Genomic DNA, 17,728 nt, shown 5'->3' on the forward strand with positions numbered 1-17,728 from the left:
CAAACCGGCCGACTCGACCTGCCTCTTGGGCAATGGTCGCGCGGAGGGTGTTGATCCGATCATGTACGGGGGCTACTTGTTGAAACCAGGCGTCAGCCTCACCAGTTGCTAAAAGCAAGTCAAGCAAGGCTTTGCGACAGATTCTTGCGGAACGGCTCAGCGGCCAAGGAAGGAATTGAAGACCGAAGCCACTGCCTGTGCGCCTTGATCATCGTCCAGATGCAAGTGATGGCCGCCTGGCAGGCGATGCCGCTCGAACGGAAAGCCATCGACCAGCTCGCGCATGGCCGGCTCGATCATCAGCCCCTGTTCAGCGAGCACCAGGCTCACCGGGCATTCGACCCGCTCGACGAAAGCCAACGCATGGGCGCGCGTCAGGCGCAAAGGTGAGGGCAGCATCAGCCGCGCATCGGTGCGCCAGGTCAACCCTCCCGGCACCGGCATCAATCCCCGCTGGGCGAGGCGCTCGGCCGCCTCGCGACTAACCGCCCCGACGCCCTTCATGCGCGCCGTGACAGCCTGTTCAAAGCTCGCATAGACGGGTTTGCGGGCATCATCGACCTCCAGCAACGCACGCAACGCCTCGCCCAGCTTCTGCGGCGCCGCCGGCGCTTCGCCCGTGTACGGAATGACCCCATCGATCAGCGCCAGCCGCTCGACTCGTTCAGGCATCGCGCCCGCCAGCAGCACCGACACGATCGCCCCCATCGAATGCCCCAGCAGGGTGAACCGTTGCCAGCCAAGCTGCCCCGCGACCTGGAGCACGTCATGCGCGTAATCCCAGATGTTGTAAGCGGCGCCGGCTGGTCGGTGGGCCGAATGGCCATGCCCGGGCAGGTCCAGCGCAACGATCCGTACACCCTCGAGCAGCGGCGCGAGACGCGAGAACGTCGCAGCATTGTCTAGCCAGCCATGCAGCGCAATGACCGGCCTGCCCTGCTCCGGCCCATAAAGATGAGCTGCCACCTCGATGTGCGGCAGCGTCAGGCAAATCTCTTCGAATGCGTATGTCATGCCGCGCCTCGCTGACCAGGGCCAGCCCAGCGGCCGAACAGGTCGCGCAGCAGCAGGGCCGTCTGCCCAGGCCGCTCTAGCGGAAACATATGGCCGCCAGGCATGCTGTGGGCTTCGCCGAGTGCAACCAGGCGTAGCAGGAACGCATGGTGAGGTAAAACGACCCGACTCTGCCGCCCACGGACGACCGCCAACGGTATCGCCAGCGCATGCGGCCAACCCGGCGTGACGTGCGGGACGCTGCGATAGATGCTGATCTCGGTCTGCGGATCGAAGCGCAGTCGAACCCCGCGTTCGCACGGTTGCAAGCCGCAGCTGACGTATGCGTCCAGGCACTCCGGATCGAAGGTGCGAAACAACGGTCTGCTGGCGAAATAGCGCCGTGCTTCCTCGACACCGCTGAACGCCTCGCGGCGGCCCAGGGTGCGGCCGGCGGGCGTGAGCCGGTCAATGAAGCCCAGCTTTTTCGCTACCCAGATCACCGCCTGATCGAACCAGGTCGGCATGGGCGAATCGAGCATAACCACGCCACGGTACAGGTCAGGACGTAGCAAGGCGGCATGGTAATGAAGCATGCCGCCTAACGAATGGCCCACGCCCCACACCGGTTCGCCAAGCGCGGACAGTTGTTCGATCAATTCGCGCACCAGGTTCTGCCAGTTGTCATCGACCGGAAAGCGCGGGTCGTGTCCGTGCTGCTCGAGATAAGTGACGCTGAAGTCCGGCTCCAACGCCTCGAACAGTTTGCGATAAGTGCCCGACGGAAAGCCGTTGGCATGGGCGAAGAAGATGCGCTGGGACATGGTAGAGAGCGGACGGAAAGGAGCGCTCATTGTCTGGCCCCCTTCCGTTCGCGGCAATCCGCTAATCCGGCCGAATGAACGGCGGACGCGCCAAATAAGGCGCCGGCTTCGCCGATCAGGACCGGGGCGCGTCTTCGCCGAGCGGGACGATTGCGACTGTCAGGCGGGAGATGCAAGTCGTCTTGCCCTCTTCATTCGTCAGGCGGATGTCCCAGACGTGAGTCGAACGCCCCAAATGAACTGGCCGGCAGACCGCAGAGACTCGCCCGCTGCGCACGCCGCGAAGATGGTTGGCATTGACTTCAAGCCCGACGCAATAAAAACGGGCTGGGTCGATGCAGTGATAGCTCGCCATCGAGCCCAGCGTTTCAGCCAATACGACCGACGCCCCGCCATGCAGCAGGCCGTACGGCTGATGCGTCCGGGCATCGACCGGCATGCTACCGGTCAGCGAGTCTTCATCCACCGCTTCGAAACGGATGTCGAGCAAATCGACGATGGTGTTTGCCCGATTGCCGTTGAGTTGTTCGAGATCAGGCTGTCGTTGCCAGATGGCCATATATTGCGTTCCTTCTTTTGTTGTTATTACCCGCCGACAAGCCTAGCGGGGGTGCTTAAGATCTTTCAGATGCATCAGACCTGCTGCGATCTCCTCCCCGTCCAGCTCAGCCAGGCTGGCGGTCGCCATGGGCAGCGGCGTTTCGCGATGCCCATTGACGAGCCAGCCCCCTAACGCGCCAACGAAGGGCTGGTGCGTAACCAGCAGCAGCGTACGTTCGCTACGCCGGTCGAGGTACAGCATGGCTTCGCCGATGTCTGAGTCAGGCGTCGCCCAAGGCACTGTCTCGATCGCCCCCTCGAATCCGATCACCTGCCGCACGATTTCCGCCGTCTGCTGCGCCCGCGCGTAAGGGCTCGCCAGGATGGCGTGCAATGGCGCCTCACGCAGCGCCTCGGCACTGCTCCTAACCTCGGCACGCCCGGTTTCGGTGAGGTTGCGTTCTGCATCCGTACGAGCGCGCGGCTCGGCCTCGCCATGTCGCAACAGCCATAACTTCATACCCGCGGCTCCTCGTTCGGGCTGCCGGGGGTGACAACGGGCGCATCGCTGTCCGCCGGACGCGCTGTCGGCCAATCGGACATCGGCCACGGCTTACGATCCGTATTGAACGTACCGAAACGACCAATCTGCGCGACGTACTGGCTGAGGCTATCGCCGAAGCGTTGCAGGCTCTCGTCCACCTGCCCCTTGATCGCGCGCATCAACAACTGCACGACCACCACCAGCAGCAGCGCCAACTCGGCAAATTGCCAGACGAAGAAGAACACCAGCATCCAAATGGCACGCAGGATCAGCGACTCCCGCTCTGCGTTACGGTTATTCATTGAAGCTCTCCAGTGTCGTGCTCAAAAACCATCGGTTGAAATGAAGTCGACGTCGGTCTTGGGCTCGCCCCGCATCAGCAGTGCGATGACCTGTTCCAGCGTACGCCCCTCGAACAGGATCGCATGCAGACCCGCGACCAGTGGCATGTAGACCTGCAGTTCTTCGGCACGCGTCTTGAGGACCTTGATGGTGTTGACCCCCTCGGCCACCTCGCCGAGCCGGGCCACCGCCTCGTCCAGACTCAACCCCTCACCCAGGGCGTAGCCCACCTGGAAGTTTCGGCTCTTGGACGAAGTACAGGTAACGATCAGATCGCCCACCCCTGCCAGGCCGAGAAAAGTCATCTGATTGGCGCCGAGCTTCACGGCGAACCGTGTCATTTCTGCAAGCGCTCGGGTGATCAACATGCTGCGGGTGTTCTCGCCCATGCCCAGCGCTGCAGCCATGCCGGCCATGATTGCGTAAACGTTCTTCAACGCCCCACCCAGCTCGACACCAAAGCGGTCGGCACTGGCGTAAACGCGGAAAGTGCGGCCGTGCAGTGCAGCCTGGACGGATCGGCAAAGGGCTTCGTCATGGCTGGCGATCACTGTCGCCGTCAGGGCATGCTCGGCAACTTCTCGTGCCAGGTTCGGCCCAGAGATCACCCCAATTCGCGCCTGCGGTGCGATTTCCTCGATGATCTGGCTCATCAGCTTGAACCCCTGCGCCTCGATGCCCTTGGTCGTGCTGACCAGCATCTTCCCTGCCAACCGCCCTGCAACCGGCGCCAGCGCTGCGCGTAATGCACTGGAAGGCAGCGCGACGAACACAAGCTCGCAATCGCCTACTGTCTGTGGCAGGTCAGTGACGGCCTCGACCTTGTCGTGCACCTTCACACCCTTCAGATAACGTGGGTTCTGGCGATCGACACGAATGCTGCGGGCTTGCTCGGGATCGCGCATCCACAAACGAACGCTATGGCCGTTCTCGGCCATCAGGTTCGCAAGCGCGGTGCCAAAGCTGCCGCCGCCAAGCACGGCGATGGGTTGCTGTTCAGTCATGGGTATTCCGTATCGAGCCAACCGGGTGGCAGTGCCTGGCATTATACGTAGCGCAGCCACTGCAGCCAGCGCCCCGCCCATGAGCGTCTGGAGTAGCTGCGATCCCTGCGTTTCAGCGAGCCTCGCCACCGCTCGTCCGTGCTGGACGCAAAGGCCTTTGGGCGATGGTCTATAAGGGACAAGGTGTCACAAGGTCGTAGTCATGGCCGCAGGAGTGTTAAAGTATCGCCCCGTTTGCGCGCGAGTAGTCGGCATCGCGCCAGTCGAACGAGTGGCTCGCCTGCCTCGCGCTGTGACTTTCGGCGTTAGGCTGCAGTCTACGACTAGTCTTCATGATCCACCCTCGCTTCGGGTTCGGATGAAAGCAGCAAGCCCTCCATGTAGGGACCATTGAGGAATACGCATGACCAAACAACAGGCCTTTACTCGGGAAGATCTGCTTCGTTGCAGCCGCGGCGAGCTTTTCGGTCCCGGTAATGCGCAACTGCCCGCGCCGAACATGCTGATGGTCGATCGCATCGTGCATATCAGCGAAGTGGGCGGCAAGTACGGCAAGGGCGAGTTGGTTGCCGAACTGGACATCAACCCCGACCTTTGGTTCTTCGCCTGCCACTTCGAGGGCGATCCGGTCATGCCGGGCTGCCTGGGTCTCGATGCCATGTGGCAATTGGTTGGCTTCTATCTGGGTTGGCAGGGCAATCCAGGCCGCGGCCGTGCACTCGGCTCAGGCGAAGTGAAATTCTTCGGCCAAGTCCTGCCGACTGCCAAGAAGGTCACCTACAACATACATATCAAGCGCACCATCAACCGCTCGCTGATCCTCGGCATCGCCGATGGCACTGTCAGCGTCGATGGCCGCGAGATATACAGTGCCGAAGGTTTGCGCGTCGGCCTGTTCACCTCTACCGACAGCTTCTGAAGGACATCCGCATGCGTCGCGTCGTGATCACTGGCCTGGGTATCGTTTCCTGCCTGGGCAATGACAAAGAGACCGTCTCCGGCAACCTGCGTGCCGGTCGCCCCGGTATCCGATTCAACCAGGCGTACGCCGACATGGGCCTGCGCAGCCAGGTCTCCGGCTCCGTCAACCTGAACCTCGAAGAGCTGATCGACCGCAAGGTCCTGCGCTTCATGGGTGACGCCGCCGCCTACGCCTACCTGGCAATGGAACAGGCCGTTCAGGACGCCGGTTTCAATCTCGATGAAATCTCCAATCCGCGTATTGGCCTGATTGCCGGCTCCGGTGGCGCCTCGACCATCAACCAGATGGAAGCCATTGACATCCTGCGTGACAAGGGCGTCAAGCGCATCGGCCCATACCGTGTTCCGCGCACCATGAGCAGCACCGTCTCGGCCTGCCTCGCCACCCCGTTCCGCATCAAAGGCATCAACTACTCCATCGCTTCGGCCTGTGCCACCAGCGCACATTGCATTGGCCACGCCATGGAGCAGATCCAGATGGGCAAGCAGGACGTTGTCTTTGCCGGCGGCGGCGAGGAAGAGCACTGGAGCCAGAGCTGCCTCTTCGATGCCATGGGCGCGCTGTCCAGCCAGTACAACGAAACCCCTGAAAAGGCTTCGCGCGCTTACGATGCCAAGCGTGACGGTTTCGTCATTGCCGGCGGCGGCGGCATGGTCGTTGTCGAAGAACTGGAGCATGCGCTCAAGCGCGGCGCCACGATCTACGCAGAAATCGTCGGCTATGGCGCCACCTCCGACGGCTACGACATGGTTGCACCGAGCGGTGAAGGTGCGCTGCGCTGCATGCAGCAGGCGATGTCCACCGTTGATGGCGAGATCGACTACCTGAACACCCACGGCACCTCCACGCCAGTGGGCGACGTCGCCGAGATCAAGGCCGTGCGCAACATGTTCGGTGACAAGATCCCGACCATCAGCTCCACCAAGAGCCTGTCCGGTCACTCGCTGGGCGCCGCTGGCGTGCACGAGGCGATCTACACGATGCTGATGATGCAGGGCAACTTCATTGCCGGCTCCGCCAACATCGACGAGCTGGACCCGGAAGTCGCTGACATGCCGATCGCGCGCGAAACCCGCGAGAACGCGAAGATCGACCTGGTCATGAGCAACAGCTTCGGTTTCGGTGGTACTAACGCGACCCTGGTGCTCAAGCGCTACAACGGCTGAGCCATGCAGCGGTCTTGAAAAACGGCGCCATAGGGCGCCGTTTTTCATTCCTGAGGCCTAAATACTTGATCAGACAACGTCAGCTTGCGCGTCGATATCGCCATGCGCGATGCATGACGCAGCGGTAAAGAGCACGTCAGTCGAGGAATTGAGCGCCGTCTCGGCCGAATCCTGCACAACGCCGATGATGAAGCCGACAGCTACCACCTGCATGGCCAGGTCGTTGGAGATACCGAAGAGGCTGCACGCCAGCGGAATCAGCAGCAGCGAACCACCGGCCACGCCCGACGCACCGCAAGCGCAGATCGCCGCGAGCAGGCTCAGCAGGATGGCGGTAGGCACGTCCACGACGATGCCTAGCGTATTCGCAGCGGCGAGCGTCAATACCGTGATCGTGATCGCAGCGCCACCCATGTTGATGGTTGCGCCCAGCGGTATCGACACCGAATAAGTGTCCTTGTGCAAGCCAAGCCGCTCGCAGAGTTGCATGTTGACCGGGATGTTCGCCGCCGAACTGCGTGTAAAGAATGCCGTGATACCGCTTTCCCGCAGGCACGTCAGCACTAACGGATAGGGGTTGCGGCGGATCTGCCAGAATACGATCAAGGGATTCGCAACGAAGGCCATGAACAGCATGGCACCCAGCAGCACGAGCAATAGCTGGAAGTAGCCGGCCAGCGCGCCGAAGCCGGAGGTAGCCAGCGTACCGGCTACCAGGCCGAAAATGCCCAGCGGCGCGAAACGAATGACCACCTTGACGATGAGCGTGACGCCATCGGCCACGTCGGCGACCAGATCACGCGTGCCCTGGCGCGCATGCCGGAATGCGAAGCCAAGGCCAATGGCCCAGGCCAGGATGCCGATGAAGTTGCCGTTGAGGATCGCGTGGACCGGATTGTCGACGATGCTGAACAGCAGGGTTTTCAATACCGCGCCAACACCGGACGGTGGAACGGCATCGCTTGCCTGGCTGACCAGCGTCAACGTGGTAGGAAAGGCAACGCTGGCGATTACTGCCACCGACGCAGCACTGAGCGTGCCCAGCGCATACAGGAGCAGAATCGGCTGAATATGCGTGGGCTGGCCACGTTTGTGGTTGGCCAGCGAGGCAGTGACCAGGACGAATACCAGCACCGGTGCAACCGCTTTCAACCCGGACACGAAGAGGTCGCCTAGCAGGCTCGCCGACAGCGCAGCTTGAGGGAACAGCCATGCGAGCAGGCAGCCTGCTATCAACCCGACGAGGATCTGAGTGACGAGCCCAACACGGTTGTAGGCGCGCACCAGGACGTTGGAGGAATTAGACATTGGACGGGTCTCGGCGTATGGATTGGATCAACCGCGACGCCGGGCCCATGCATGCGGCCGCGAACTGGCGCGATGAAAAACGCCGGATGGTACGCATGTCGGCCCGTTATGCCCAGCCTTGGCGCACCGTCACATCGACGCGGCACGCCCTTGTCGGCTCGACTGCCTAGCGCGCAGCCGGCTCTTCGGGCCGTGCGCCATGCCGTGGCAATACTTCGAGGAAATTATCCCGCGCCACCTTGCGCGCAATGTCCTCGGGTAGCCCGTCGAGAAACGGCGTGAAGTCATCAATGCTGCTGGCGAGATTGTCGAAGCGACCCACGACGTCTGTACCGATCATGAAACGACTCGGGTGACGCGCCACCAACTTGAGCCAATCGCCGTCAGGCTTGCCATTCTTGTCCAGCAGGTAAGGCCGCAGCATGGTCCACGACAAGTCGATGTACAGGTTCGGATAGTCATCGAGCAGCCGGGTCACCGTCGGCAGAAGAAAATCGAGTTTTTCCTGGTGTCGGTGGATTTCCATGCTGGTGCCGGCATGCGCCCATATGAAGCGTGTATGCGGATGGTTGCGCAACGCCTCCTCGAGCTCGGTTAAATACAGCGGGTTGCGCTCGCGCTTGGAGGTGATGTTCGAATGCAGCATCACCGGTAGGTCGAACTCTGCTGCAAGGTGGTAGACGCGGGTAAGCGCTTCGTTATTTGCCCGCGGCGTGTCGCCTTCGGTCAGCGCCGTGACGTCATCATGGCGAGTGAACACTTCTCCGAGACCCTGCCAGAGGCCAGGATCGAGTTCGAGCATCCGCCGGATATGCGCATCGGCATTCTTGTCGTTGGGGTTGAAGCCTGAAAGGAAGGGATGAAAGCGCTTGCGCTGCTCCGCATCCAACTCCTTGACCGCGGCGGCCACCACAACATCGGTCGCGCTGTACCAATAAACCGGCGCGTCATCGCCGGCGTAATAGCGCGGGCGCTTGGGTTCGTTTTCGTGCCATTTTTTGGCGACAGGTATGCCACTGATCATCACGTGATCGACCCGCCCTTCGTCCATCGCCTCGAGCAGCTTATCGATGCCATCGCTCTCTTGGAAAAAATCGACGAAGTGAAGGTGTGCGTCGCTGTAGCGATAATCCCGTGCGTCTGCCGTGCCGATGGAAACGGCCAGGCAAAGCGCAGTGATGAAGGGGGTACGTTTCGACAACCCAATTACTCCTGATAGCCCAGCGGATAGACCGCTTCGCTAGCATGCCGTTCATTACCCGGCATGCACGTTGGCCTGAACAGAATCGGATTCGTTACGCCCGTACTGCATCGCCCGGAAAACAAAAGCCCCACCGAAGTGGGGCCCTGTAGCGATGTCGAGTGCTGCTCTCGGCAGCCCTGGACTCAGGCGGATAGCTCCACCAATAGCTTGTTCAGACGCTGTACGTAGGCAGCAGGGTCCTTGAGGCTATCGCCGGCTGCAAGCGCAGCCTGGTCGAACAGGATGTGCGACAAATCGCCAAAACGATCCTCATCCGGTTCGGCGTCGAGCTTCTCGATCAACGGGTGAGCCGGGTTGATCTCGAAGATCGGCTTGGACTCTGGCACCTTCTGCCCGCTCGCCTCAAGAATCTGGCGCATCTGCAAGCCCAGATCCTGCTCGCCAATCGCGAGAATCGCCGGCGAGTCGGTCAGGCGATGCGATACCCGCACTTCGGCTACCTCATCACCCAGCGCCGCCTTCAGACGCTCGACGAGCCCCTCCTTCGCCTTGGCAATCTCTTCCTGAGCTTTCTTGTCCTCTTCGGAGTCCAGCTTGCCTAGGTCCAGGTCGCCACGCGCGACGTCGACGAACTGTTTTCCATCGAACTCGGTGAGATAGCTCATCAGCCACTCGTCGATGCGGTCGGTTAGCAGCAGCACCTCGATCCCTTTCTTACGGAAGACCTCCAGGTGTGGGCTGTTCTTGACCTGCGCGTAGGATTCGCCGGTGAGGTAGTAGATCTTGTCCTGACCTTCCTTGACCCGTGCCAGGTAATCGGCCAGCGATACGCTCTGCTCACCGCTAGTGTCTTGGGTGGAGGCGAATCGCAGCAGCCCAGCGATCTTCTCCTTGTTGGCGAAATCTTCCGCGGGGCCTTCCTTGAGCACTTGGCCAAATTGTTTCCAGAACGTTTTGTAGTCTTCCGGCTTGTCCTTGGCCAGCTTGTCCAGCATGTCGAGGACGCGCTTGGTCAGCGCCGACTTCATCGAATCGATCACCGGGTCCTTCTGCAGAATCTCGCGAGAGACATTCAGCGACAGGTCGTTCGAGTCGATGACGCCCTTGATGAAGCGCAGGTACAGCGGCAGGAATTCGTCGGCCTGGTCCATGATGAACACGCGCTGGACGTACAGCTTCAGGCCCTTCGGTGCTTCGCGGTGGTACAGGTCGAACGGCGCGCGGCCCGGGACATACAACAGCGAGGTGTATTCGAGCTTGCCCTCAACCTTGTTGTGGCTCCAGCTCAGCGGGTTTTCGAAGTCATGCCCGACATGCTTGTAGAACTCCTGGTATTCCTCGTCCTTGATCTCGGTACGCGGACGGGTCCAGAGCGCGCTGGCACGGTTGACGGTTTCCCATTCGGGCTCGGCCGGCTTGTCTTTCTCTTCGCCGTGAAACTCCTTGGGCAGTTCGATCGGCAGCGCGATGTGGTCGGAGTATTTCTTGATGATGTTGCGCAGGCGCCAGCCATCTGCAAACTCGTCTTCTCCGGACTTGAGGTGCAGTACGATCCGCGTGCCCCGCTCGGGCTTTTCGACGTTGGCGACTTCGAATTCACCCTCGCCCTTGGACGACCAGTAGACGCCCTCCTCGGCTGGCATGCCAGCCCGGCGGCTAAATACTTCGACCTGTTCGGCAACGATAAACGCTGAGTAGAAACCAACGCCGAACTGGCCGATCAGATGCGAGTCCTTCTTCTGGTCACCAGTGAGATGCTTCATGAAGTCCGCGGTACCGGACTTGGCGATCGTACCGAGGTGAGCAATCACGTCCTCGCGATTCATTCCTATACCGTTGTCCTCAATGGTGACGGTACGGGCATCCTTGTCGAAACTGACGCGGATCTTGAGGTCTGAGCCCCCTTCGAGCATTTCGGGCTTGGCCAGCGCCTCGAAGCGCAGCTTGTCGGCCGCGTCGGATGCATTGGAGATCAGCTCGCGAAGAAAGATCTCCTTGTTCGAATACAGGGAATGGATCATCAGGTGAAGCAACTGCTTCACCTCAGTCTGGAAGCCCAGCGTTTCTTTGTTTTGAGTCTCCACACTCATCGTCTTGCTAACTCCACGTCATCAATGGCAAGGGCCGCGGTGGCGGCGATGACAAGCAGATGGGGACGAGGTGGGAGAATTCAAGGTCTGCGGATCAGGGCTCGAGCAGCTCCAACCGGACGACGTCACCCGGCACGAGGCTGTAGGTCGCCTGGCCGGCGCCACGGACGAAGTACTCGATGTTCAGGTTGCCCTCGCGATCGATGCCGACGAAACGCCCTTGGGCGACATTGCCGCGGCGGGTCTGAGCACGGACCTGCAGCCGCTCGTAGCGTCCCGGCTCGCGCAACAGCCGGGCCAGGGAAAAGCGTTGGCGCCGGTCGACACGCGGTGCAGGCGTTTCTACCTCCGCAACAACAGCAGGAGCAGCCTTTTCAGGCACCTCTTCTGCCGCAGGCAAAGCTGCATAGGTATCGCCTTCGACTGCCCAGCCTGACGCCTCCTTGCGCATCGGCAAGTCCAATCGCTCAGATGCGCCGTTGACCCGGGCCTGTACCGAGACGGCTGCGGCGGAAACAGGGAACACGACGGAGGACATCGAAAGAATTTCTACGTCGCGAGTCTGGAAGCGCCGCTGCAGATAATCGCGCGCCACATGCTTCAGCGTGTCCGCCGAATCATGGCGCATATCCACACGGTCGCCTTGGTAACGCAGCTCATCTGTGTAGAGCTCGACTCGCCCGCTCAAGGTTGTCTGGTAATGCGCGGGCAGCACGAGATGAAAATCCCCGGCGAGCTTGTTGGGGGGCGTGGGTTGCAGGTCGAGATGCAGCGTGTAGCCCTTGCGGATGCGCCGTGCCTCAGGCAATTCCTGGTCATGGTCCATCCAGCTGATCTCGATTTCGGGGGTTGGAGCCGGATCCTGCGGCAAGATGTCCACACGCAACGCGCCGGGCCGAACGTCACCAAGACTGATATTGACCTCCTGCCGAGCGAACAGGGTGTCGCCTTCACGGAGTGTCAACACGCCATTGATCAAATGGCCAGTCCGAGGCTTGAACGGGCGCCCGTCCAATTCGCCGCTCAGCTCTGCCAGCATGGGCTGCTCCGCCGCCCTGTCGGCCTCCAGCCATTGCAGGCTGACGATTGCCGCCAGCCGCTCGGGCTGATGATTGGCAAGCAGAGAGAACCCGACCACCAAGGGTATGAAGCCCAACGCCGATAACCCGACGGCCTTGCGCGCCGTACGCCAATGCCGGACCAGATAAACCAGCGTCACAGGAGGGACCAAGCTGCCCACACCCCATAGCAGGCTAGTCCCGAAGGCCAGCACGACGAGCCATACGGCGCCGGCGAAGATGAGCAGCAAACCACCAAGAATCAGCAACGCGTCCATTCACTTTCCTTGAAACATCTGCAAGCGTGCCGCCAGACGTGTCAGGGCTCGTCAACCTTGAAATGGCAACGGGCGGTCGCGATGGGCTCGGCCTGATGAGTTTGCCAGGCGGTCACGGCGACGTTGGCGACACGCCGACCCTGACGCCAGACCTGGCAGGCGGCAAAGGTGTCACGATAGTGACCGGCCCGCAGATAATCTATCGAGAAGTCGATGATTTTGGGCAAATGTGGCGAGCCCATGAACATCAGCAAGTGAAGCATGGCGGCATGCTCCATGAAGCCGGCAATGACACCACCGTGAATGGCAGGCAAGGTCGGGTTCCCGATGTTGTCGGGATTGCCAGGCAGACGGAAAACCATCTCGTCACCCAGGCGCAGGCACTCCATGCCGATCAAGCGTGCATACGGAACGACTCGCAAGAGCGCGTCATAGTCGTTGTTTGCGTGAGCCTCGCGGACCAAGGCTTCGAGGTTCATTGCGCTCATGGCGACACCCCAGCACCGGGGTCGATCACGCCCTTGCCCATTCGCATGAACGTGCCAACGACATGCGCGATGGGCTGTTCAATATCGCGCTGGTACGCAACGCCACGGGTAAAGATCACCGTTGGCGTCACGCGATAGCATTCGGCGAAGCCGAACAGATCCTGCCCCGGCTCGGCCGGATGCATGTAATCGATGCGCAAATCCAGCGTCGGGCAGATTTCCAGCTCAGGCAAGGCGCATACCGTCGAGATACCGCACGTGGTATCCATCAGGGTCGTGATCGCACCGCCATGGACGAAGCCCGTTTCGGGGTTGCTGACGATTTTGTCGCTGTACGGCAAGCAGAGCGTCAGCCCCTTCCCATTGGCGTGTTCGACACGCATGCCCAGGACCTGGCAATGACGCAACAAGGACAGAAAGCGCTGGGTGCGCTCCAGAATCAAGCTATCGCTCATGAGGGTTCCGATTATCAGGGGGCGGCTAGCTTACCGGCACGGCGTCGGCCGCCCTATTCCTTCGGCGGGTCGATGGGCAAGGTTGGCGTGAATACCATGACTTCCAGCACATCGGAGTGGAATTCGCGGCGATACAGCACTATCACCACGCCCGCCGTGACGGTCATGAAGAACCAGGGGTTTACGAACCAGGCAAGCGTCGCCATCCCGAAATAATAGGCTCGCAGCCCGAAATTGAACTGGTTAGCCGCCATCGAGATCACCCGAGCGGCTCGGTCTGCGAAGAGTCTGCGCTCCTGGTCATTGACGTTGCGCTCGCCGGCCATGGGCGCAGACGCCACCAACACAGCGGCAAAGTTGTACTGCCGCATGCACCAGCTAAAGGTGAAGAACGCATAGACGAAGACCATGGCAAGCGCCAACAACTTGATCTCCGAAAGGCCCCGGCTTACCGGTTGCGCGAATGGCAGGTCGGCTAACAGTGAAACCGCCCGATCGGATGCACCCAGGGCGGTCAGGACACCGGCAAGAATGATCAACGTGCTGGATGCGAAGAAGGACGCATTGCGCTCGAGGTTGCCGATGACGTTCGCGTCGGCGATGCGGTTGTCCCGCAGCAGCATCCGACGCATCCAGTCTTCCCGATACAGATGCAGGACGCTGGCCAGGCAGGCTGTATCCCGCGCTTTCCAGCTCGCATACCGGGTGTAGCCGACCCAACACACAATGAACCAGGCGACCGCAGCAATGTGAGGCAGTAAATGACTCGGTATGAACATGGCACCCCCTTGGACGCATGGGCCTGATTATAGCGAGCGAAACGCCCTAGCCCATGCGCAGATGCCCCGCCTACGCCAATGCCCGTCGGGCGCCGAGCAGCCGATCTACGACGATTGCAAGCACTAGGGTGACCAGCACCGGAGCCAGCCATCCCATGCTCTGCGCAGCCAGCGGAAGCTCAGCGAAAAACGCTGGTATCAATCCGTTAAAACCGGCGGCCGCAAGTGCATCGACGACACCGAACACCAGCGTGACGAGCATTACCGGAACGAAAATGCGGCTCGGCGACACCCAGCACCGGTCTAGCAAATTGAGCGCCACGAGCATGATGGCCAGCGGATAGAGCCCGACCAACACCGGCACCGAGACACTGATCAGTTGCGTCAAGCCCTGGTTCGCCACGAGCAAGCTGAACCCGGTGAACACCACCACGACCACCCGATAGCTGACCGGAAGCAGCTGGCTAAAAAACTCACCGCAAGCGGTCGTCAAGCCCACCGCCGTGGTCAGACAGGCGAGTGTGATGACGACAGCCAACAGCAAGCTGCCGGTCGTGCCAAAGGTATGCTGGACATAGGTGGTAAGGATCTGCACACCATTTTGCGCATCGCCCGCGATGCCCTGGCTGGTCGCCCCCAGGTAGAACAAGGCCAAGTAGACCAGTGATAGGCCAATCGCCGCGATTGCACCGGCGATCATGGAGTAACGGGTAATGAGCGCGGCGTCCGACACACCACGATCACGGATGGCGGTGGCAATCACGATGCCGAATACCAGGGCGCCCAGCGTATCCATGGTCAAGTAGCCTTCGAGAAACCCTTTGAGCATGGGACTGGCACGGTAACTCTCGACTGTCGTGCCTATGTCGCCTGCTGGCGAAAACAACGCTGCCCCACCCAACACTAGCAGGGCAGCCAACAATACCGGGGTGATGAACTTGCCGACCCGATTGACCAGTTGACCGGGATTCAGCACCAGGAACAGCGTTGCGGCGAAGAACGCCACCGTATAGCCAAAAAGCGGCGCTGCGGCATCACCTGTGAACGGCGCGACGCCCATTTCAAAAGAGACGACTGCCGTTCGCGGCGTAGCGAATAATGGGCCGATGGCTAGATACACCGCTACCGCGAGCAGGACGCCGGCGCCGCGACCAAGAGGCGCCGTGAGCCGATCCATCCCGCCACCCACGCGCGCCAACGCCACAACGGTGAGCAAGGGTAAGCCGACGCCGGTGAGGAGGAAGCCAACCGCTGCCGCCCAAATATTCTGCCCGGCAGCGAGGCCCGCGCTGGGCGGAAAGATGATATTGCCGGCGCCTAGAAACAGCGCAAACGTCATGAATCCCAGGGCCAATAAATCCAGGCCTTTCAATCGAATCATTGTTTCATTACCAGATGCTTTGAGTGGTGGCGCAGGTGCGCCAGGCAGTTCCGTAGAGCCGCTCTTTGGAAAAAGGACGCACCATAAAGGAAACGCGCATGCCAGGCGAGCCCGAAGCGGCCGCCTGCAGCCGCTCAACAACGAAGGCTGCGATATAAACGAAAATGCCAGCCAGGCGAGGCCTGGCTGGCATTTTTTGAAGCAGCCCGAATCAGGCCTGCTTGACGTCCCAACCGGTAATCTCGGCGAGCGCTTTGCCGATATCGGCAAGGGAACGGACGGTCTTCACGCCCGCATCTTGCAGCGCAGCGAACTTCTCGTCAGCCGTGCCTTTGCCACCAGAGATGATCGCACCCGCGTGGCCCATACGCTTGCCAGCCGGAGCCGTCACGCCTGCGATATAGGAAACCACCGGCTTGGTGACGTTGGCCTTGATGTACGCCGCAGCTTCTTCCTCGGCCGAACCACCGATTTCGCCGATCATGACGATCGCCTCGGTCTGCGGGTCTTCCTGGAACAGCTTGAGGATGTCGATGAACGTCGAGCCCGGAATCGGGTCGCCGCCGATACCTACGCAGGTCGACTGGCCGAAGCCGGCGTCGGTGGTCTGCTTGACCGCTTCATAGGTCAGGGTGCCCGAGCGCGACACGATGCCGACCTTTCCTGGCATGTGGATATGGCCAGGCTGAATACCGATCTTACACTCGCCGGGCGTGATTACGCCCGGGCAGTTCGGGCCGATCAGGCGAACGCCCATCTCGTCACACTTGATCTTGACTTCAAGCATGTCGAGGGTGGGGATACCCTCGGTGATGCAGACGATCAGCTTGATGCCACCGAACACGGCCTCAAGGATGGAGTCCTTGCAGAACGGTGCGGGAACGTAGATCACCGACGCATCGGCACCAGTAGCCTCGACGGCTTCCTTGACCGTATTGAATACCGGCAGGCCAAGGTGCGTGGTGCCGCCCTTGCCCGGGGTCACGCCGCCAACCATCTTGGTGCCGTACTCGATCGCCTGCTCGGAGTGGAAGGTGCCCTGCGAGCCAGTAAAGCCTTGGCAAATAACCTTGGTGTCTTTATTGATCAGGACGCTCATTACTTGCCCTCCGCGGCTTTGACGACTTGAATGGCCGCATCGGTCAGGCTGGTCGCCCCGATGATGTTCAGACCACTTTCACCCAGCATTTTGGCGCCGAGCTCTGCGTTGTTACCTTCCAGACGAACAACGACCGGTACCTTCACACCGACTTCTTTCACCGCGCCGATGATGCCTTCGGCAATCATGTCGCAACGAACGATGCCGCCAAAGATATTGACCAGGACGGCTGCGACGTTGTCGTCGGAAAGGATGATTTTGAACGCTTCGGTCACGCGCTCTTCCGTCGCGCCACCGCCAACGTCAAGGAAGTTCGCCGGCTTGCCACCGTGCAGGTTGACGATATCCATCGTGCCCATCGCTAGGCCCGCGCCGTTGACCATGCAACCGATGTTGCCGTCGAGTGCGACGTAGTTCAGCTCCCACTTGGCAGCGTGCGCCTCGCGCGGATCGTCCTGCGACGGATCCTGCATACCGCGCAGCTTGGGCTGACGGTAGATGGCGTTGCTATCGATGTTCAGCTTGGCGTCCAGGCAATGCAGGTTGCCGTCTTTCTTGATGACCAGCGGGTTAACTTCCAGCAGGGCCAGGTCGTAATCGACGAAGAGCTTGCCGAGCCCGACGAAAATATGGACGAACTGCTTGACCTGGTCTCCCTTCAGACCCAGTTTGAAAGCCAGTTCGCGACCTTGGAAAGGCTGTGCGCCGACCAGCGGATCGATCGTTGCCTTCAAGATCTTCTCGGGGGTGTCATGTGCGACTTTCTCGATGTCGACGCCACCTTCAGTGGAGGCCATGAACACGACGCGGCGGGTAGCACGATCGACGACCGCACCCAGGTACAGTTCCTTGTCGATATCAGTGCAGGCTTCAACGAGGATGCGGCTGACCGGTTGCCCGTTGGCATCCGTCTGGTAAGTGACCAAGCGCTTGTCCAACCACTGCTCGGCAAATGCACGGGCTTCGTCCTTGCTGCGCACCAGCTTGACGCCACCCGCCTTGCCACGACCACCGGCGTGAACCTGGGCCTTGACGACCCACTCGGAACCACCAATCAGATCGCATGCCTCGGCCGCTTCCTTGGGGCTGTCGACTGCATAGCCCTTGGATACTGGCAATCCGTATTCGGCAAACAGTTGCTTACCCTGATATTCGTGAAGATTCATCTTAGCTACCGTTCGGTTTAGATCTGC

Annotated in this window: 18 protein-coding genes; 2 read left to right on the top strand and 16 right to left on the bottom strand. The window is 60.8% G+C overall.

The features are described from left to right. Nucleotides 1–156: 156 nt before the first annotated feature. The 6 genes from KXR72_RS02475 to KXR72_RS02500 all read right to left on the bottom strand — a co-directional run bounded on the left by KXR72_RS02475 (nucleotide 157) and on the right by KXR72_RS02500 (nucleotide 4,247). Nucleotides 157–1,014, bottom strand: a complete 858-nt coding sequence (locus KXR72_RS02475; protein WP_437419541.1) for an alpha/beta fold hydrolase — start codon at nucleotides 1,012–1,014, stop codon at nucleotides 157–159. After that, nucleotides 1,011–1,817 (bottom strand): alpha/beta fold hydrolase, encoded by an 807-nt coding sequence (locus KXR72_RS02480; RefSeq protein ID WP_437420360.1) that lies wholly within the window; start codon nucleotides 1,815–1,817, stop codon nucleotides 1,011–1,013. The genes KXR72_RS02475 and KXR72_RS02480 overlap by 4 nt, the downstream gene beginning before the upstream one ends. Nucleotides 1,818–1,932: 115 nt before the next feature. Beyond that, nucleotides 1,933–2,376 carry a hotdog fold thioesterase gene (locus tag KXR72_RS02485; RefSeq protein WP_437419542.1) on the bottom strand — a complete coding sequence of 148 codons (444 nt, stop codon included), beginning with the start codon at nucleotides 2,374–2,376 and terminating at the stop codon, nucleotides 1,933–1,935. Nucleotides 2,377–2,418: 42 nt separating this feature from the next. Continuing rightward, on the bottom strand, nucleotides 2,419–2,877 hold the full coding sequence (gene sixA, locus KXR72_RS02490) for a phosphohistidine phosphatase SixA (protein ID WP_437419543.1): 459 nt from the start codon (nucleotides 2,875–2,877) through the stop codon (nucleotides 2,419–2,421). Next, nucleotides 2,874–3,203 (bottom strand): DUF4389 domain-containing protein, encoded by a 330-nt coding sequence (locus KXR72_RS02495; protein WP_437419544.1) that lies wholly within the window; start codon nucleotides 3,201–3,203, stop codon nucleotides 2,874–2,876. Before KXR72_RS02495 ends, sixA begins: the two co-directional genes overlap by 4 nt. Before the next feature lie 21 nt (nucleotides 3,204–3,224). Beyond that, on the bottom strand, nucleotides 3,225–4,247 hold the full coding sequence (locus KXR72_RS02500; protein WP_437419545.1) for an NAD(P)H-dependent glycerol-3-phosphate dehydrogenase: 1,023 nt from the start codon (nucleotides 4,245–4,247) through the stop codon (nucleotides 3,225–3,227). Nucleotides 4,248–4,650: 403 nt separating this feature from the next. On the opposite strand from KXR72_RS02500, the gene fabA reads away from it, so the two are divergent. Further along, complete coding sequence (fabA, locus tag KXR72_RS02505; protein WP_021207858.1) at nucleotides 4,651–5,166, top strand: 3-hydroxyacyl-[acyl-carrier-protein] dehydratase FabA; 516 nt, start codon at nucleotides 4,651–4,653, stop codon at nucleotides 5,164–5,166. Nucleotides 5,167–5,177: 11 nt separating this feature from the next. Then, a complete protein-coding gene (gene fabB, locus KXR72_RS02510) occupies nucleotides 5,178–6,395 on the top strand; it encodes a beta-ketoacyl-ACP synthase I (protein ID WP_437419546.1) in 1,218 nt (405 codons plus the stop codon). Between the two features lie 69 nt (nucleotides 6,396–6,464). Here fabB and sstT read toward each other — a convergent pair whose 3' ends face one another. The 10 genes from sstT to sucC all read right to left on the bottom strand — a co-directional run bounded on the left by sstT (nucleotide 6,465) and on the right by sucC (nucleotide 17,701). Beyond that, on the bottom strand, nucleotides 6,465–7,703 hold the full coding sequence (sstT, locus tag KXR72_RS02515; RefSeq protein WP_437419547.1) for a serine/threonine transporter SstT: 1,239 nt from the start codon (nucleotides 7,701–7,703) through the stop codon (nucleotides 6,465–6,467). A gap of 166 nt (nucleotides 7,704–7,869) precedes the next feature. Further along, complete coding sequence (locus KXR72_RS02520) at nucleotides 7,870–8,883, bottom strand: amidohydrolase family protein (protein ID WP_437420361.1); 1,014 nt, start codon at nucleotides 8,881–8,883, stop codon at nucleotides 7,870–7,872. A gap of 206 nt (nucleotides 8,884–9,089) precedes the next feature. Next, on the bottom strand, nucleotides 9,090–10,997 hold the full coding sequence (htpG, locus tag KXR72_RS02525; RefSeq protein WP_437419548.1) for a molecular chaperone HtpG: 1,908 nt from the start codon (nucleotides 10,995–10,997) through the stop codon (nucleotides 9,090–9,092). A gap of 94 nt (nucleotides 10,998–11,091) precedes the next feature. Continuing rightward, a complete protein-coding gene (locus KXR72_RS02530) occupies nucleotides 11,092–12,333 on the bottom strand; it encodes an MFS transporter (RefSeq protein WP_437419549.1) in 1,242 nt (413 codons plus the stop codon). Between the two features lie 41 nt (nucleotides 12,334–12,374). Further along, nucleotides 12,375–12,821 carry a PaaI family thioesterase gene (locus tag KXR72_RS02535; protein ID WP_437419550.1) on the bottom strand — a complete coding sequence of 149 codons (447 nt, stop codon included), beginning with the start codon at nucleotides 12,819–12,821 and terminating at the stop codon, nucleotides 12,375–12,377. Further along, nucleotides 12,818–13,276, bottom strand: a complete 459-nt coding sequence (locus KXR72_RS02540; protein ID WP_437419551.1) for a PaaI family thioesterase — start codon at nucleotides 13,274–13,276, stop codon at nucleotides 12,818–12,820. Before KXR72_RS02540 ends, KXR72_RS02535 begins: the two co-directional genes overlap by 4 nt. A 53-nt stretch (nucleotides 13,277–13,329) precedes the next feature. Next, nucleotides 13,330–14,055: a DUF599 domain-containing protein gene (locus tag KXR72_RS02545; protein ID WP_437419552.1), complete on the bottom strand. Its 726-nt coding sequence runs from the start codon at nucleotides 14,053–14,055 to the stop codon at nucleotides 13,330–13,332. A gap of 70 nt (nucleotides 14,056–14,125) precedes the next feature. Further along, nucleotides 14,126–15,436, bottom strand: coding sequence for a branched-chain amino acid transport system II carrier protein (gene brnQ / locus KXR72_RS02550; protein ID WP_437419553.1), 1,311 nt, complete (start codon nucleotides 15,434–15,436; stop codon nucleotides 14,126–14,128). A gap of 211 nt (nucleotides 15,437–15,647) precedes the next feature. Next, on the bottom strand, nucleotides 15,648–16,535 hold the full coding sequence (sucD, locus tag KXR72_RS02555) for a succinate--CoA ligase subunit alpha (RefSeq protein ID WP_437419554.1): 888 nt from the start codon (nucleotides 16,533–16,535) through the stop codon (nucleotides 15,648–15,650). Then, on the bottom strand, nucleotides 16,535–17,701 hold the full coding sequence (gene sucC / locus KXR72_RS02560) for an ADP-forming succinate--CoA ligase subunit beta (protein WP_437419555.1): 1,167 nt from the start codon (nucleotides 17,699–17,701) through the stop codon (nucleotides 16,535–16,537). Before sucC ends, sucD begins: the two co-directional genes overlap by 1 nt. Nucleotides 17,702–17,728 lie beyond the last annotated feature (27 nt).

Origin of the sequence: Stutzerimonas chloritidismutans, assembly GCF_051486945.1 — a bacterium.
GTDB lineage: Bacteria > Pseudomonadota > Gammaproteobacteria > Pseudomonadales > Pseudomonadaceae > Stutzerimonas > Stutzerimonas chloritidismutans_B.

Bases quoted from the DNA above. Each gene is read 5' to 3' on its own strand.
- KXR72_RS02475 (WP_437419541.1), bottom strand. From the start codon at position 1,014: ATGACATACGCATTCGAAGAGATTTGCCTGACGCTGCCGCACATCGAG.
- KXR72_RS02480 (WP_437420360.1), bottom strand. From the start codon at position 1,817: ATGTCCCAGCGCATCTTCTTCGCCCATGCCAACGGCTTTCCGTCGGGC.
- KXR72_RS02485 (WP_437419542.1), bottom strand. From the start codon at position 2,376: ATGGCCATCTGGCAACGACAGCCTGATCTCGAACAACTCAACGGCAAT.
- sixA (WP_437419543.1), bottom strand. From the start codon at position 2,877: ATGAAGTTATGGCTGTTGCGACATGGCGAGGCCGAGCCGCGCGCTCGT.
- KXR72_RS02495 (WP_437419544.1), bottom strand. From the start codon at position 3,203: ATGAATAACCGTAACGCAGAGCGGGAGTCGCTGATCCTGCGTGCCATT.
- KXR72_RS02500 (WP_437419545.1), bottom strand. From the start codon at position 4,247: ATGACTGAACAGCAACCCATCGCCGTGCTTGGCGGCGGCAGCTTTGGC.
- fabA (WP_021207858.1), top strand. From the start codon at position 4,651: ATGACCAAACAACAGGCCTTTACTCGGGAAGATCTGCTTCGTTGCAGC.
- fabB (WP_437419546.1), top strand. From the start codon at position 5,178: ATGCGTCGCGTCGTGATCACTGGCCTGGGTATCGTTTCCTGCCTGGGC.
- sstT (WP_437419547.1), bottom strand. From the start codon at position 7,703: ATGTCTAATTCCTCCAACGTCCTGGTGCGCGCCTACAACCGTGTTGGG.
- htpG (WP_437419548.1), bottom strand. From the start codon at position 10,997: ATGAGTGTGGAGACTCAAAACAAAGAAACGCTGGGCTTCCAGACTGAG.
- KXR72_RS02530 (WP_437419549.1), bottom strand. From the start codon at position 12,333: ATGGACGCGTTGCTGATTCTTGGTGGTTTGCTGCTCATCTTCGCCGGC.
- KXR72_RS02535 (WP_437419550.1), bottom strand. From the start codon at position 12,821: ATGAGCGCAATGAACCTCGAAGCCTTGGTCCGCGAGGCTCACGCAAAC.
- KXR72_RS02540 (WP_437419551.1), bottom strand. From the start codon at position 13,276: ATGAGCGATAGCTTGATTCTGGAGCGCACCCAGCGCTTTCTGTCCTTG.
- KXR72_RS02545 (WP_437419552.1), bottom strand. From the start codon at position 14,055: ATGTTCATACCGAGTCATTTACTGCCTCACATTGCTGCGGTCGCCTGG.
- brnQ (WP_437419553.1), bottom strand. From the start codon at position 15,436: ATGATTCGATTGAAAGGCCTGGATTTATTGGCCCTGGGATTCATGACG.
- sucD (WP_437419554.1), bottom strand. From the start codon at position 16,535: ATGAGCGTCCTGATCAATAAAGACACCAAGGTTATTTGCCAAGGCTTT.
- sucC (WP_437419555.1), bottom strand. From the start codon at position 17,701: ATGAATCTTCACGAATATCAGGGTAAGCAACTGTTTGCCGAATACGGA.